12 protein-coding genes, 1 tRNA gene and 1 pseudogene are annotated in these 14,406 nt (G+C 42.2%); 7 read left to right on the top strand and 7 right to left on the bottom strand.

Annotation, left to right across the window (positions count from 1 at the left end):
- Positions 1-32: 32 nt before the first annotated feature.
- From pulA to C511_RS0110580, 3 genes are read right to left on the bottom strand one after another with little or no spacing between them, the layout of a single operon-like run.
- Entirely contained in the window at positions 33-2,042 is a 2,010-nt protein-coding gene (gene pulA, locus C511_RS0110590) for a type I pullulanase (protein ID WP_027318125.1), read from the bottom strand.
- A 29-nt stretch (positions 2,043-2,071) separates the two neighbouring features.
- The gene (gene ruvC / locus C511_RS0110585) at positions 2,072-2,638 is read right to left on the bottom strand and encodes a crossover junction endodeoxyribonuclease RuvC (RefSeq protein ID WP_024997052.1); all 567 of its coding nucleotides are present in this window, start codon (positions 2,636-2,638) and stop codon (positions 2,072-2,074) included.
- Positions 2,635-2,940 (bottom strand): DUF4286 family protein, encoded by a 306-nt coding sequence (locus tag C511_RS0110580; RefSeq protein ID WP_024997051.1) that lies wholly within the window; start codon positions 2,938-2,940, stop codon positions 2,635-2,637. Before C511_RS0110580 ends, ruvC begins: the two co-directional genes overlap by 4 nt.
- 76 nt (positions 2,941-3,016) lie before the next feature.
- Between C511_RS0110580 and C511_RS0110575 the strand changes: the two genes are divergently transcribed.
- The 6 genes from C511_RS0110575 to C511_RS0110550 all read left to right on the top strand — a co-directional run bounded on the left by C511_RS0110575 (position 3,017) and on the right by C511_RS0110550 (position 6,810).
- Positions 3,017-3,090, top strand: a tRNA-Ala gene (locus tag C511_RS0110575).
- A 54-nt stretch (positions 3,091-3,144) separates the two neighbouring features.
- Positions 3,145-3,747, top strand: a complete 603-nt coding sequence (locus C511_RS0110570) for a sugar O-acetyltransferase (RefSeq protein ID WP_024997050.1) — start codon at positions 3,145-3,147, stop codon at positions 3,745-3,747.
- Between the two features lie 29 nt (positions 3,748-3,776).
- The gene (locus C511_RS0110565; protein ID WP_024997049.1) at positions 3,777-4,208 is read left to right on the top strand and encodes a LexA family protein; all 432 of its coding nucleotides are present in this window, start codon (positions 3,777-3,779) and stop codon (positions 4,206-4,208) included.
- A complete protein-coding gene (locus C511_RS0110560; protein WP_024997048.1) occupies positions 4,208-5,461 on the top strand; it encodes a Y-family DNA polymerase in 1,254 nt (417 codons plus the stop codon). Before C511_RS0110565 ends, C511_RS0110560 begins: the two co-directional genes overlap by 1 nt.
- A 2-nt stretch (positions 5,462-5,463) precedes the next feature.
- Positions 5,464-6,255, top strand: coding sequence for an EFR1 family ferrodoxin (locus C511_RS0110555; RefSeq protein WP_024997047.1), 792 nt, complete (start codon positions 5,464-5,466; stop codon positions 6,253-6,255).
- A gap of 42 nt (positions 6,256-6,297) precedes the next feature.
- Positions 6,298-6,810 (top strand): peroxiredoxin family protein, encoded by a 513-nt coding sequence (locus C511_RS0110550; protein ID WP_024997046.1) that lies wholly within the window; start codon positions 6,298-6,300, stop codon positions 6,808-6,810.
- A gap of 5 nt (positions 6,811-6,815) precedes the next feature.
- On the opposite strand, the gene C511_RS0110545 is transcribed toward C511_RS0110550, so the two are convergent.
- From C511_RS0110545 to C511_RS0110530, 4 genes and pseudogenes are all read right to left on the bottom strand, one after another.
- On the bottom strand, positions 6,816-7,583 hold the full coding sequence (locus tag C511_RS0110545; protein WP_024997045.1) for an EFR1 family ferrodoxin: 768 nt from the start codon (positions 7,581-7,583) through the stop codon (positions 6,816-6,818).
- 67 nt (positions 7,584-7,650) lie between these two features.
- Entirely contained in the window at positions 7,651-8,607 is a 957-nt protein-coding gene (locus C511_RS0110540; RefSeq protein WP_024997044.1) for an ABC transporter permease, read from the bottom strand.
- Positions 8,608-8,869: 262 nt separating this feature from the next.
- A pseudogene (locus tag C511_RS0110535) lies at positions 8,870-9,550 on the bottom strand (ABC transporter ATP-binding protein); the annotation flags it as partial.
- A gap of 2 nt (positions 9,551-9,552) precedes the next feature.
- Entirely contained in the window at positions 9,553-10,713 is a 1,161-nt protein-coding gene (locus C511_RS0110530; protein WP_024997042.1) for a COG1470 family protein, read from the bottom strand.
- A 399-nt stretch (positions 10,714-11,112) separates the two neighbouring features.
- Between C511_RS0110530 and C511_RS0110525 the strand changes: the two genes are divergently transcribed.
- Positions 11,113-14,385, top strand: coding sequence for a SusC/RagA family TonB-linked outer membrane protein (locus C511_RS0110525; RefSeq protein ID WP_027318123.1), 3,273 nt, complete (start codon positions 11,113-11,115; stop codon positions 14,383-14,385).
- Positions 14,386-14,406: the final 21 nt, after the last annotated feature.

Genomic DNA, 14,406 nt, shown 5'->3' with positions numbered 1-14,406 from the left:
ATAATTGTCATGTACTGCGGTAAAACATATGCTTAGTAACTACCCATAATGAGCGCCGTTTGAGGAGCCACATAAACTTCTGGCCCATATAATGTGCCCAGAGAGCCGTCAACACTCACAAAACCATCTTTACAGAAAACAGTATATTTAGCAGCGGGCACCGTAACCTTGGTCATTTGTGTCCGTGCATTCAATATAACGATCAGATCTTGGCATGCATCTCCGTTGGCATGTCCTTTCACACGGAAAGCAATCACATTACTGCCGTCAACAGGCAAAAACTCTAAGTGCTTGCGAACCATCTCGGCCTTACCCATCCGAAAAGCCGGATGAGCCTTTCGCAAAGCAATAAGTCCTTTATAATAAGCAAAAACATCTGCATGCAAGGCTTTTAATCTCCAATCAATGGCGTTAATAGAGTCAGGACTTTCAAAGCTATTGTGAACTCCTTTCTTATCACGCATGATCTCCTCTCCTGCATAGATAAATGGTATACCTTGTGAGGTAAAGACCGCCGTCTGAGCTAACTTATCGAGCAGAACCAACTGCTTGGGAGTTATGCCCGGAACACTGGCCTGCAAACGATCGACCAGACACATGTCATCGTGACAAGAAACATAGCTAATCATTTGAGTTGGCTCACCTGCCCAGGCTATCTTAGTATAATTCACCGAATCAAGATGCACTTGCGGATGTTTTACCGCCCCCACAATGCCAAACTTAATGCTTTGTTCACCTCCCGGAATTCCGGCCAGAAAAGCTCCTTTATGATTATTATTGAAAGGACCCCGCAAGCCATCACGCATTTCATCAGAGAAAGCAGCAATACCGGGCATACGTTGTGTATTTGCCTTCATGGCCAGTGAGTCTGCCGGCAACTGGGGAGCTTCCGCAGCCCAACCTTCACCGTAAATGATGATAGACGGGTCGACAGCATTCACAGCTTTTCGTATCTCATTCATTGTTTCAATATCATGAATACCCATTAAGTCAAATCGGAAACCATCAACGTGGTACTCCTTCATCCAATAAAGCACTGACTCAATCATGTATTTACGCATCATGGGTCGTTCACTTGCCGTTTCATTGCCGCAGGCAGAACCATTGGCCCAAGATCCGTCTTTCTTTTTCCTGAAAAAATAGCCCGGTGCTGTCCGTTCAAAATTGCTACTTCCCAAATCATTAACGTGATTATACACTACATCCATTATGACACGAATACCAGCTTTGTGAAGAGCCATAACCATCTTCTTAAATTCTCGGATACGTGAAGAAGGAGTAAAAGGATCAGTGGCATAAGACCCCTCGGGAACATTATAGTTAAGCGGATCGTATCCCCAATTGTATTTCTTATCTTTTAATTTGGATTCATCAATTGAAGCATAATCAAAGGAAGGCAAAAGATGTACATGCGTAATACCCAAATCGATGAGATGATCCAAGCCGGTAGTACTCAAACTATCAGGCGTTTTAGTTCCACGCTCGGTTAAAGCTATAAATTTACCTTTATTTTTAATACCCGACGAGAAATGCACGGATAAATCCCGATGATGCATCTCGTAAATAACGACATCGGCAGGAGATTTAAAAGCAGGTTTGACTTCCGTATTCCATCCTTCAGGGTCGGTCATACGCATATCAATAATAGCAGCCCGTTTACCGTTAATGCCAACAGCTTTAGCATTAATCCCGGGGGTATCACCCTGCCATTTATCATTGATTTTCACATTGAACGTATAAAATTTACCCAGCAGATTCTTCTCAACCGTTGCTTTCCACGTTCCATCATCAGCAGGTTCCATAGGTACCGTTTGATATGCATGTCCTTCGTGACCCGAATCAAATAACATCAGTCGCACTTCATCAGCAGTAGGTGCCCAAAGAGAAAATGTTGTAGAATGCACAGTGTATTCCATCTCCGTTAAGTCGCCGTTTGGTACGGGATATTCATCAAAAGAAGCATATTCTTTTTTCCGCGTTGGAGTACATGAGATCAAAAGCATGACCAACACTACAGTCATCAAAAAACTTACCTGTTTCATAGCTCAGTATTATATTAGTTACTAAGTATTTACTTTATTCTATCGGGATTCTTGGCAATAAAATCTTTCCAACCATTATACCCCTTTTCCACCACCGGACGTCCCATCTGCAGAAAATGGCAGTAAGCGGCCGCTAATCCGTCGGTTGCATCCATAAAAGAAGGCATCTCTTCTTTAGGAATATGCAGCATGCGCTGTAACATATCGGCCACCTGCTCTTTGGAAGCCTGACCGTTCCCTGTAATCGCCATCTTTATTTTTAGCGGTGCATATTCCGTAATGGGTATATCTCGGCTCAATGCAGCAGCCATTGCCACCCCCTGGGCACGTCCAAGCTTAAGCATAGACTGCACATTCTTACCAAAAAAGGGAGCTTCAATAGCCAGTTCATCAGGCAAATAGCTCTCAATGATGCCAGTTACCCGTTCAAATATTTTGCGTAATTTCAAGTAATGATTGCCATACTTCCGCAAGTCAATCACCCCCATAGCAACCATTTCCGGTTTAGTTCCCGTAATGCGTAGAACACCGTACCCCATAATAGTTGTACCAGGATCTATTCCTAAAATAATCTTTTCCTTTACCGGTTGAATCACTTCATCACCTCCATTAAAGTAGGAAAGCCCACCACTTTATTATCAAATATATGAATCAGCTCTTGGTGCAGCTTAGCTCCCAGTTCAGTATGCCATTGATGCAACACAGCCGAGTTCTCTACTTCCCATTGCAACGAATAAGATGCACCCGAATCTTCGCGATGGCTCAACACTTTGCATAAGCGTGGTGTTTTAAGCAAGCCATGCTTTTCAACTTCAGGAATGTAACATTCTTTAAGCCAAATTAAAAAGTTTCCAATCATCTCATCGTCAACGTGATAGGTCGTATTATATACCAACATACTTATTTTTTTAGGATTATCACGCAAACTTAGCAATTATTTCAGAATAATGCATTATATTTGCAGCATATATCACGGGGGGTTAGCTCATCTGGCTAGAGCGTAACACTGGCAGTGTTAAGGTGATCGGTTCGAGTCCGATACTCTCCACCCAATTTTGAAAGCGTGCTCTCTCGGGTACGCTTTTTCTAAATTCAAAACACCATGACTGATTTAGAGAAAATGGCTGCCGGTGAACTTTATTGGGGTTTCAATCCGGTATTCGTCCCTGCCTTGGAAAGGGGACAAGATTATTGTCACCGTTACAATCTCCTACCACCCTCGGAAAAAGCAGCCAGAAACAATCTATTAAAAGAATTCTTTAAAAAGTTGGGTAATCAGGTGATTGTTAATCCTCCTATGCACATTGACTTGGGCAACCTTGAAGTAGGCGATCACACTATCATAAACTTTAATTTTGTAGCTCTCGATGAAGCTTTAGTTTCTATTGGCGAGCACTGCTTTATCGGCCCTAATTGCTCCATTTACACTGTTACGCATTCACTTTGCTACCAAGACAGGGATTTGGGGCTAATGACAGCTCTTCCTGTTAGCATTGAAGATCATTGCTGGTTATGCGGTAACGTCACGGTGCTGCCTGGTGTTACTATCGGCAAGAGATCGGTTATTGGAGCCGGAAGCCTTGTCACCAAAGACATTCCGGCGGGTGTATTGGCCTATGGGAACCCCTGTCGAGTTATCAGACCCATCACAGAAAATGATCGCGAGTTTTTGGAAGGAATAAACAAGCCTACCGAGTTAGTATAACACGCATAAATTAATGTATCTTTGCAAGTATGAACATAGACATTCATAGCATTGACGCATCGCAAGATTTACCTCTGCCCTATGCAGAAGAAGGTATCAAAGCAGGCTTTCCAAGTCCGGCACAAGATTACATGGACTTATCCATCGACTTGAATCGGGAATTGGTAAAACACCCTTCTTCCACCTTTTATGGAAAAGTGAAAGGAGACAGTATGGTAGATGCACAAGTGTTTGATGGCGATATTTTAATTATTGATAAGTCTTTAGAACCTACTAACGGTGATATGGCTGTATGTTTCGTTGACGGAGAGTTCACTTTGAAGTTTATTGAAATACGCGCGGATGAGGTTTTGCTCGTACCCGCTAACAAACAATACGCTCCCATCAGGGTAACAAAAGAAAATGATTTCATTATCTGGGGAATTGTAACTTATGTGATTCACAAAAGCAGAAAGCGCTAATGTATGGATTGATTGATTGCAATAATTTCTACGCGTCGTGCGAACGAGTATTTAATCCGGCTCTGAGAAACCGACCTATCATTGTTTTGTCTAACAATGACGGCTGTGTCATTGCCCGAAGCAACGAGGCAAAAGCGCTGGGTATCAAGATGGGAGTACCTTATTATCAAGTAAAAGACATAGTCAAACAACATGGGGTGTTTACATTTTCTTCCAATTACACACTCTACGGAGATATGTCACACCGGGTAATGAGCCTAATACGAAATGCAGTGCCTCACATTGAGATTTATTCCATCGATGAGTGTTTCGTTGGACTGTCGGGAGTCAGTAATTTGCCCGTATTTTGCCAGGATCTCACGCAAAAAGTATCAAAAGGAACAGGCATACCGCTAAGTATGGGAGTAGCTTCAACCAAAACATTAGCCAAGGTTGCCAGCAAATTTGCTAAAAAGTACAAAGCTTATCACGGAGTGTGTATTATCGACACAGAGGCTAAACGAGAAAAAGCTTTGCAGATGACTCCGATAGAAGACGTTTGGGGGATCGGACGACGATTACGCAAACAAATGGAATACTTTGGAGTGAAAACAGCTTATGACTTTACTTTGAAGTCAGAAAGTTGGGTACGCAAGGAGTTCAGCGTTACCGGATTACGCACTTGGAAAGAGTTACGAGGTCTTGCCTGTATAGACTTTGAAGCAGGAAATAAAAAGAAAAGCATCACAACTTCCAGGAGCTTCAGCAAATCAATCACACGCTTTCAGGAGTTATACGAAGCTGTTGCCAACTTTACAGATGCTTGTGCACGCAAGCTGCGGGAACAAGAGTCCAAAGCGGGTTCATTATTGGTTTACATCGTGACTAACAGTCATCGTGAAGATTTACCTCAATACCACAATTCAGCCTCAATAAAACTTCCTGTACCTTCATCGGATCCATCAGAAATGGTGAAATATGCAAAGCAGCTTCTTCAAAACATCTATCGGGAGGGTTACGATTATAAAAAGGCAGGCGTGCTTGTATACGACATTGCCTCGGAAGGAGTACAAACCCACCTGTTTGACACGATAGACCGGAGCAAGCAGGCCCGATTGCTCAAAGTAATTGACAGCATTAAAAACAAGGCGGGTGATGACTCCATATCGCTGGTAATACAAGGGCCTAGAAAGATTCGTGACTTTGTAAACAAGGAGTATGTTTCTAAACATTTTAGCACCAATATAAACGAGATAATCGAAATAAAAGTATAATTATGCATAACACACAACTCGACATCATTACATTTTCACCCACTGGTGGCTCGGCTTGTATAGCCAATGAAGTGGCTAGGGGTATGGAAGTAGGTAACATCAAAACATGGAACATCACCAAAGAAATTCCCACAGAACAAGTATGTATGGGGCAAGGTCCTGTTATAGTTTCCGCACCTGTTTACGGCGGCCGAATACCAGGAATAGCGCTAGAACGTCTGCAAAAGTTTAACGGAGAACGCACACCTGCTATTGTATTAGTTACCTACGGGAACAGAGATTACGAAGATGCACTAAAGGAACTTTGTGACGTACTGACACAACAAGGATTTGTTCCCTTAGCAGCAGGAGCCTTCATTGCTGAGCATTCATACAGTACCCAAGAGATGCCTATTGCTCAAGGTCGCCCTGATGAAGCCGACAAGGAGACTGCTCGTCGATTTGGAGCACAAGTAATAACAACTTGGAGAAAGAAAGAAGAGGCCAAGTACAATCTCTCTGAGATTCAGGTAAAAGGTAGTTTCCCTTATAAAGTAAAAGGAGCACACACGCCACAGGCACCATCTATTGATCAGGAACGTTGTACCTTATGCGGAGCTTGTCTTGATGTTTGTCCTACTCATGCCATCAGCCTGATAGATGACCAGAACATATTCAGTGACCAAGCTCTATGCATTAAGTGTTGTGCCTGTGTCAAATCGTGTCCGGAAGAGGCACGAAGTTTCGAAACTCCTTTTCGAAAATATCTTTTTGAAAATTTCGCTGTTAGAAAAGAGCCCGAATTCTTTTTATAAGTTTATCTTTGTTCTATTATTATTTCAAAAAAAGAATCAAACATGAAAAAGATCTTTATAGCAGGTATGCTGTTGGTAAGCGCATTGATTGCCAAAGCACAAAATGAAAATACTGAGAAAATTAAAGTCGGCGACATAATGCCTACTTTTACTCTTGTTGCCGACAATGGTAGTGAAGTGCTAAAATCGTCCTCACTGGCAGGGAAAGTGGTATTGGTGAATTTCTTTGCAACTTGGTGTCCTCCCTGCCAAAAGGAACTTGCTGCTGTTGAGAGTAAGTTATGGCCGGAGTTTAAGGATAATGCCAACTTCAAGCTATTGGTTATCGGACGCGATCATACAAATGAAGAACTAAAAACGTACAACACAAAAAAGAATTTTACGTTTCCACTTTACGCCGACAAAGGAAGAGTTGTTTTCGACTCCTTTGCCAGCAGCACAATTCCCAGAAGTTACCTAATTGACAAGGATGGCAAGGTAATTCACATCAGCATAGGGTTCAACGATACCGAGTTTTCCGAGTTAATGCAAAAAATTGAAGAGGCAATTAAGTAAAGTCTTTATTTACACTCCGGATGAAAATATTGATGTTTCTTCAACGTTGCTTTTCCATAATGGATAGCATGGCGGGGGCAAATGTGATAACAAGCCAAACAAGAAGTACAATGATTACCCCACTCGGGTTTGATATGTACTTTTACATTGTGCACAGGACAATGCTGTTCGCATAACCCGCACGAGATGCAATCATCTGTAGCAAAGAAAGGTTTAGCTGTAACCTGATATTTGTTAAACAGTTTACTGATGATGCGGCTTTTTACGTATGCCCAGCTACCAACTTTACACTGAAACACATTTGAACGTGAAGCAAGCTCTTGATTTATACGTTCCATTTCATCTATAGCTGCATGCAATTTTTGCTGCTCTAGTTCTTTCGGGTCAGTATCAAATCCGGGAAAAGAAACATAGTTGTTGGGCATGATAATGGTAAAAGCCGCTTGCCATGTCCAACCTTTGGCTGCTACAGTTTCATTCATGATGTTAAGTGTCAATCCGGCTTCGTCACCACAAGTGCAAACAAAGAAGAAATAATGTCCTTCGGCATTGGTGAAACGGACCTTACTGATAAACTCCATTACAATGGCAGGTGGCGCCCACGAATAAACGGGAAACACAAACCCCACCACTTCCGATGGTTGAAGTGTGTATATAAGGTCGGCACCGCCCGCCAACTCATCGGCAATAGCTATAAGCGACTCATGCTGATAAGCGGCTACTTGGCGGGCCACCCATTTAGAATTACCTGTTCCTGAGAAATAAAAGATCATACGTTTCTGTTTTGGCTGCAAAAGTAAACCAAATATCGACAAAAGCAAGGACGATTACATTTATTCCTTAGCGAGGACGAATTTCACGGCGCATAAAACTGAAATATGATAAAGCAAAACACAGAACAGTTGCGGCTATTAACCCGGTAAGTTGTGGCCATACAACCAATAAACTTTGTCCTAACGGCAGTGGACTGGGAATAGCTCCGCTAACCTGCTCCATGGTTAGTGGCCCCAAACTTCTGACCGAAGGCATCAATAAAGTAGAGGTTGCTTCATTAAACAATTCTCCGGGTGCAAGCCTCATCAAATTAAGCATAAACTTTTGGTACGCAATAACTTGATGCATACTAGCAGTTTCGGGAGGAGCCAACGCTTTACCAATCAAATTGATGATCATGGAATAAAAAACGCTGAAAAACAGCCAAATGGCAATACATGCTAGAGCCGATGTGGCTGCCTGACGAAACTGAATAGAAAACAATATGGCCAGATTTAACCAGAATGCAACATAAAAAATACTCACCACAATAAAAGCCACCATACGCAGAAACTCCTCTGCAGTGGGCGGAATTCCTATTTCAATAAGTCCGAAGCCCATTACAAGAAAGCCCAATGCAAAAAGCATCACACTGATTACCGTCAATGCTCCTACAAACTTGGCGTTAATAAGATAATCACGATGAATAGGCTGCGACATCACTCTACTTAAGGTTCCTTTGTTTTGCTCGGAATTAACAGCATCAAAGCCTAATGCAATGCCTAACAAAGGTCCTAGAAAACTTATAAAAATAATAAAAGGTGGCAGCGTACCGTCTGATAAAGTGAATAGTTTCAGAAAGAAAAACGAACCATCGGGGTCATTAGGCTTCACTGCTTGTCCAAAGTTACTCAATGCCGTATAAAGTGAACCTAGACAAGTAAATGCTATAAGCACAATGAGTATAATAAAACGCCAACTTTTCACATGATCGGTTATTTCTTTGTTTACCATTACCCAAAAAGGATGTGCTGTTTTATCCATTTTTCTTTCCTCCTTCAAAATAACGATTATAAATGTCATCAAGCCCGTATTCCTTTTTATACAAACCGGTTAGTCCTACTCCTGATTGTACAATGGCTCGGGCAATATCCGGTGTCACATCTTTCGAGCAACCCATGCGATATAAACGATTTTGCTTTGCCACATTCAGTACACCGTTTATATTCTGTAAGCAAGAAGTCAGATCTACCTCCTGATCAGAATCAACGTGCGCTTCAATCACAAAAGGCTCTCCGGCAAACAACTTTTGTGACAACGAAGGGATATCACCTTCAGCCAATAAATGACCGCCAACAAAGATGCCCACCCTGTCACACACTTGTTGCACCTGATGCAAATGATGTGAAGAGAACAATACCGTAAGACCCTGCTCCCTACTCAATTGTACAATCAGATTCATAAACTCATGTACGCCGGCCGGATCCAGTCCGGAAGTTGGCTCATCCAAAATGATAACCTCAGGCTGTTTGATTAACACATCGGCTAACCCAAGTCGCTGACGCATACCACGAGAATATTTACCTGTTTTCTTCTTGGTATCTACTTCCAAGCCAACTTTAATCAATAGCTCTTCGGCTTTTTCCCGGGCCGACACCCGAGAAAAGCCATTTAATTCTGCCGTATAAATAAGATTTTCCACTCCTGTACGATCATCATAGAACCCTACATCATCGGGCAAATAACCTACCTTTCTTTTTACCTCCAGCGGGTGTGTCGTTGAATTAATATCGCAAACCCTAACCTCACCGGAAGTCGGGTCAGTAAGCCCCAGCATCATGAGTATAGTAGTTGACTTACCAGCCCCGTTAGGTCCAAGCAAGCCAAAGATTTCACCCTTCTGAATAGTCAAGTTCAGCTGGTTAACCGCCGTAAATGCACCGTACTTTTTGGTTAAATCTGTGAGTTGAATTACAGGTGCATCCATGCTTACCTCCTTCCATATTTACGGAATAAGTAATACACACCACCGCATGCAGCAATAATAATAAGAATGCCCAGCCAGCCCCAGATAATTGGCGTTTTCACCGCTATTCTGAATTCCGCAGCAGAGTTTACCTCCGGTGTACGAGCTTCCATTTTCACCACATAGTCACCCGGAATTGCTTTCTTAGAAGCCTTGACAACAGCCAACACCTGAGCCTTCTCTCCAGCTTTCAACGAAGTAATTTTCTGTGGTTGAAAAGTAACGTCCCAATCTGCGGGTTTAGCTGCTGATAGCTGTATATCTGTCAGGTCAATAGTACCACTGTTATTAACTACCAATTCTATTTTTCGAGTATCACCCGCAGTAACATCGGTACTTAACAATCCATTAGGAGTAGTCAGTTCCATCTTATAAGATCCCTTAATAACCACCTCCAATCCTAAGTCTGCAGATGTAGTACCATTAGCAGCTCTCACCGGAATACGATAAGTACCCACCTTGATATTTGCCGGCGGATTAATGTCAATCGTAACATTTGTTGAAGCGTTAGGCTCTACTTCTACCGAAGTGGCTTGTTTGTAATTCGGTTTAAAAGCAACATTCCATCCTCTTGGAGCATTAGCAGTAAGTGCATACAATTGCTTTTCGGCCGTGCGATTTTTGAGTGTCGCATTAAAAGTAAAGGTTGCTTCAGCACTACCTTCCATGTTAATTTGGTCGGTGGTAAATTCTGTTTGATACGTACCTTTCTGCGAGACCACCACGGTTAAGGGCAAAGTGTACATTCCATCTGCCGAAACATAAAAGCGATACGTTCCTTTATTCACTTGTAATGGGACGTCCACTTTGAGAGAAAAGTTTTTCTGATCATTGGGCAATACCGAAAGTTGATTCACAGTCCAGCCACCCGATTTGATTTCATAACCCCATCCTTTGGGTAAACCCCTAACGGCGATAGCTGCGTTCTTTACTGATCGTGTTTTATTGATTACGTCAACACTGTAATCAATAGATTCTCCGGGTGGCACTGAAATCTTTGTGTACGGAGTATACAACGTTACGCCTCTCACTTTCAATGAATCGCCCGAAGCGTATAGGCTAAAGGGAGTTGATCCCAACAAAAACAGCAATAATAGATTTAAATAGTTAATCCGCATTGTCATAAAAAATCCTCCTGATATTTAAATGATTCTCAATACGGGGAGCAAAAATATTAAATCTGATTATTGCTAAGTTTTAAATTTACTGAAAAAATTTAAACGGCTTAATCTGGCGTTACATCCTGATTAAGCCGTTTGTACATTCAGTCAATTATAACCATTGAACGATGCAATCTACCCGCTTTCCATCTTCAGTTGTATATTCCTCCAAAGAATTCTCTTTCGCTTGAATAACAATGTAAACCATAGGCAAATACTACCAAAATAGAACTTTTATTTCATGTCTTATACAAATATTAAACCTATTCTTAAAAAGTTTGTAATCTCTCCGTAACTTAAAAACGCTCACTTTGCAGCACGAAAACCCCAAAAATCAAATCTATTAATTCAATAATCAATGAGATGAAAAGAAAACTTTTCTATTTATTGCCACACAGATGGTATATTTTGATTTTGTTGCTATGCGCAAATCAGGTAATAGCGCAAACCACTATCAAAGGTAAAGTGACCGATAAAAAAGGAGAAGCGCTGATCGGTGCAACAGTAGCCTTAAAAAACACCGCTATAGGTACAGTAACAGATATCAATGGAAACTTTGCTCTGAATTCTCCTAAAACGATGACAGAGAAAAGCATTCTTTCGTTTAGTTATATAGGCTACCAGACTAAAGAGATAACTCACAGTGGGAATAAATTTCTCAACATCATGCTGGAGGAAGAATCACAAGTTTTGAACGATGTCGTGGTTACCGCATTAGGCATTAAACGTGAAGAGCGTGGATTGGGATATGCCACTCAAACAGTAGATGGCGATATGGTTTCGGGTACTATGCCTGCCAACTGGTCGTCGGCCTTAAACGGCAAAGTAGCCGGTCTTAGCGTCGTATCTCCCGGTGGCCCTCTGGGCTCCAGTCGAATTTCCTTGCGTGGTGATGTATCTCTTAACCAAAATGGCAACAATGCACTGGTAGTTGTTGACGGTGTACCGATGAGTAGTCCGATGACTAATCCGGGTGTTGCTTATGGTGCCGGATCCAGTTCTGAATTATCAGTTGACTATGGCAATGGTTTTTCTGATATCAACCCAGAAGATATTGAGAGTGTACAAGTATTAAAAGGTGCAAGTGCTACTGCTCTTTACGGCACACGTGCTGCTAACGGTGTTATCATGGTTACCACCAAAACGGGCAGCAAGGCAAAAAAAGGAATAGGCATAACCTTTAATACTGGTATCAGCATAGATAATGTCATGCAATGGCCCGATTACCAATATGAGTTCGGACAAGGTTTGCCCAGCAACGTAGGCAAAGCCGGAACTGAATATGCCGGACAGCTTTATTATTCATACGGTGCAGCGCCCGATGGCAACAGCAGCACCAGCGGTACAAGTAGTGCATACGGTGCACGTTTCGACGCAAACAAAAAGTTTTATCAATACGATCCCGTATTACAAGGCAGAGCAGAAACCGCAACACCTTGGGTAGCATACAAAAACAACCGCAAAGACCTGTTCCAGACGGGTTATACGCTGACTAATTCAGTGGCTATAACCGGTAACACAGATAAAGGTTCTGTGCGAGCTTCTATTACACACACAAAAAATGAATGGATACTTCCTAATACAGGCTTTCAACGTATCGTGGCAAGTGTATCCGGACAACAACAGGTATCGCGTTTGTTGCGCATTAACTACAAAGCCAGCTATACAAACAGACAGATTGACAATACGCCGGCACTTGGCTACAACAGCAACTCCATCTCTTATTTTCTTATTTTTCAAAACCCTAATGTAAATCTCGACTGGCTAAGACCTATGTGGCGTACCGGACAAGAGAATGTAAAGCAGTTACAGCCTTACAGTACTTTTATCGGCAATCCCTTCGTGATTCTGTATGAATCGGAAAATCCTTCTGAGAAACACAGTGTGGTGTCATCACTTTCGGCAACCTTACAACTCAGCCGCAAATTTGATTTAATGGTTCGTTCGGGTTTACAACTATCGGCAGATCAGCGAGAACAACACCGTCCGGTGAGCGACGTGGTTTATGGAAACGGTTTCTTCAAAAAACAAAACGTATTTGATTATGAGTTAAACAGTGATGCACTGCTAACTTATCACGATAGTTTTGAAAACGGACTTCACATAAATGCCTCTGTAGGAGGTAACCTGATGAAGCAACATTACGACATGTTATCGGCCGAGGTTAAAGGACTTATCACTCCGGGAGTTTATAAACTAGCCAACGGCGCTTCAAGCCCTTTAGTCAAAACCGACATCAATGACAAAGAGCTGAACAGTCTTTACTTTGCAGCCAATTTCGCTTACAAAGACAAACTCTTTTTAGATGTAACAGGACGCAATGACTGGTCGTCTACACTACCACGCAGCAATCGCTCTTTCTTCTATCCTTCGGTAAGTATGAGTGCATTAGTTAACGAGTGGGTAGAACTACCCCGAGTGATTAGTTTGCTAAAGTTAAGAGCTTCCTGGGCACAGGTTGGTAATGACACAGATCCTTATAAAACGTCAGCCTACTACGAGACAACCGATTTTCCGGGTACTTCAGTACTCCCAACCACCTTACATAATGCAAACTTCAAACCGGAAATCTCAACGAACTATGAAGCAGGGCTCGACTTCCGCATGTTCAAAAATCGTATAGGGATTGATTTTACCTTCTACTACAACAAGACTAAAAACCAGATTTTGGATGCACCGATGGATCCCACAACCGGTTACTCAAGAGCAACTATCAACTCAGGCAACGTACGTAATAGAGGTTACGAACTTGAGTTAACCGCCACGCCGGTAAAAAACAAGAACTTCCAATGGAACAGTACGCTAACTTGGTCTAAAAATGAAAATAAAATTCTGTCATTAGCTGAGGGATCTGACGAGAATCAGCTGATCAGTAGCATCGGTAGTGTTTCCGTTATAGGTAAAGTAGGTGGTACAACCGGAGATTTGTGGGGATACAAACTAGTTAGAAACGAAAAAGGAGAAGTTATTATCAACGAAAACGGATTACCCGAACAAGCTGATGAGATAGAGTATGTAGGTTGTGCTTACCCTGGCTGGAAAGCGGGTTTTTACAACGAATTCAAATACAAGAATCTAAAGTTGAGTGTACTTATCGACGGACAGCATGGAGGTATCATCTATTCACATTCACATCATAAAATGACAGAGCAAGGAAAGTTAGCTCATACACTGAACGGACGATTGCCCGGAACGGAATATTACATGTCGGCCGATGATCCTCGCATTGCCGCAGCCAAATTAACCCCTCTCGACGGAGTGTATATGGTTGCACCCGGAGTGGTACGCAATGCCGACGGCTCTTTTAGTCCCAACACAACTGTAACCACTGTAGAGAAGTATTACAAAGAGTATTACCGAATGGCCAACGTAGAAACCAATTCATTCGATGCATCATTTATTAAAATACGCGAAGTTAGGTTGGAATACAGCTTGCCCAAAAACATACTAGGCAAAACATTCCTTACCCAGGCCACAGTAGGTGTATATGGTAGAAATCTGCTTTGCGTAAGCGATTTCCCTATGTTTGATCCCGAAGCAGCTGCCCTCAACGGACGATCCATCACTCCGGGAGTAGAAACAGGGTCACTGCCTTCAACCCGCTCATTCGGTATTAATATCAGCCTTGGTTTTTAATCATCACTTAATTGAAATAAC

Source organism: Bacteroides graminisolvens DSM 19988 = JCM 15093, assembly GCF_000428125.1.
GTDB classification, from domain to species: Bacteria; Bacteroidota; Bacteroidia; order Bacteroidales; family Bacteroidaceae; genus Bacteroides; species Bacteroides graminisolvens.
This window is presented reverse-complemented; position numbering and strand designations above follow the sequence as displayed.

Excerpts from the sequence above, each read along its gene's own strand:
- C511_RS0110565 (WP_024997049.1), top strand. The coding sequence starts at position 3,777 with ATGAACATAGACATTCATAGCATTGACGCATCGCAAGATTTACCTCTG.
- C511_RS0110555 (WP_024997047.1), top strand. The coding sequence starts at position 5,464 with ATGCATAACACACAACTCGACATCATTACATTTTCACCCACTGGTGGC.
- C511_RS0110580 (WP_024997051.1), bottom strand. The coding sequence starts at position 2,940 with ATGTTGGTATATAATACGACCTATCACGTTGACGATGAGATGATTGGA.
- pulA (WP_027318125.1), bottom strand. The coding sequence starts at position 2,042 with ATGAAACAGGTAAGTTTTTTGATGACTGTAGTGTTGGTCATGCTTTTG.
- C511_RS0110540 (WP_024997044.1), bottom strand. The coding sequence starts at position 8,607 with ATGGATAAAACAGCACATCCTTTTTGGGTAATGGTAAACAAAGAAATA.
- C511_RS0110525 (WP_027318123.1), top strand. The coding sequence starts at position 11,113 with ATGAAAAGAAAACTTTTCTATTTATTGCCACACAGATGGTATATTTTG.
- C511_RS0110545 (WP_024997045.1), bottom strand. The coding sequence starts at position 7,583 with ATGATCTTTTATTTCTCAGGAACAGGTAATTCTAAATGGGTGGCCCGC.
- C511_RS0110530 (WP_024997042.1), bottom strand. The coding sequence starts at position 10,713 with ATGACAATGCGGATTAACTATTTAAATCTATTATTGCTGTTTTTGTTG.
- C511_RS0110570 (WP_024997050.1), top strand. The coding sequence starts at position 3,145 with ATGACTGATTTAGAGAAAATGGCTGCCGGTGAACTTTATTGGGGTTTC.
- C511_RS0110560 (WP_024997048.1), top strand. The coding sequence starts at position 4,208 with ATGTATGGATTGATTGATTGCAATAATTTCTACGCGTCGTGCGAACGA.
- C511_RS0110550 (WP_024997046.1), top strand. The coding sequence starts at position 6,298 with ATGAAAAAGATCTTTATAGCAGGTATGCTGTTGGTAAGCGCATTGATT.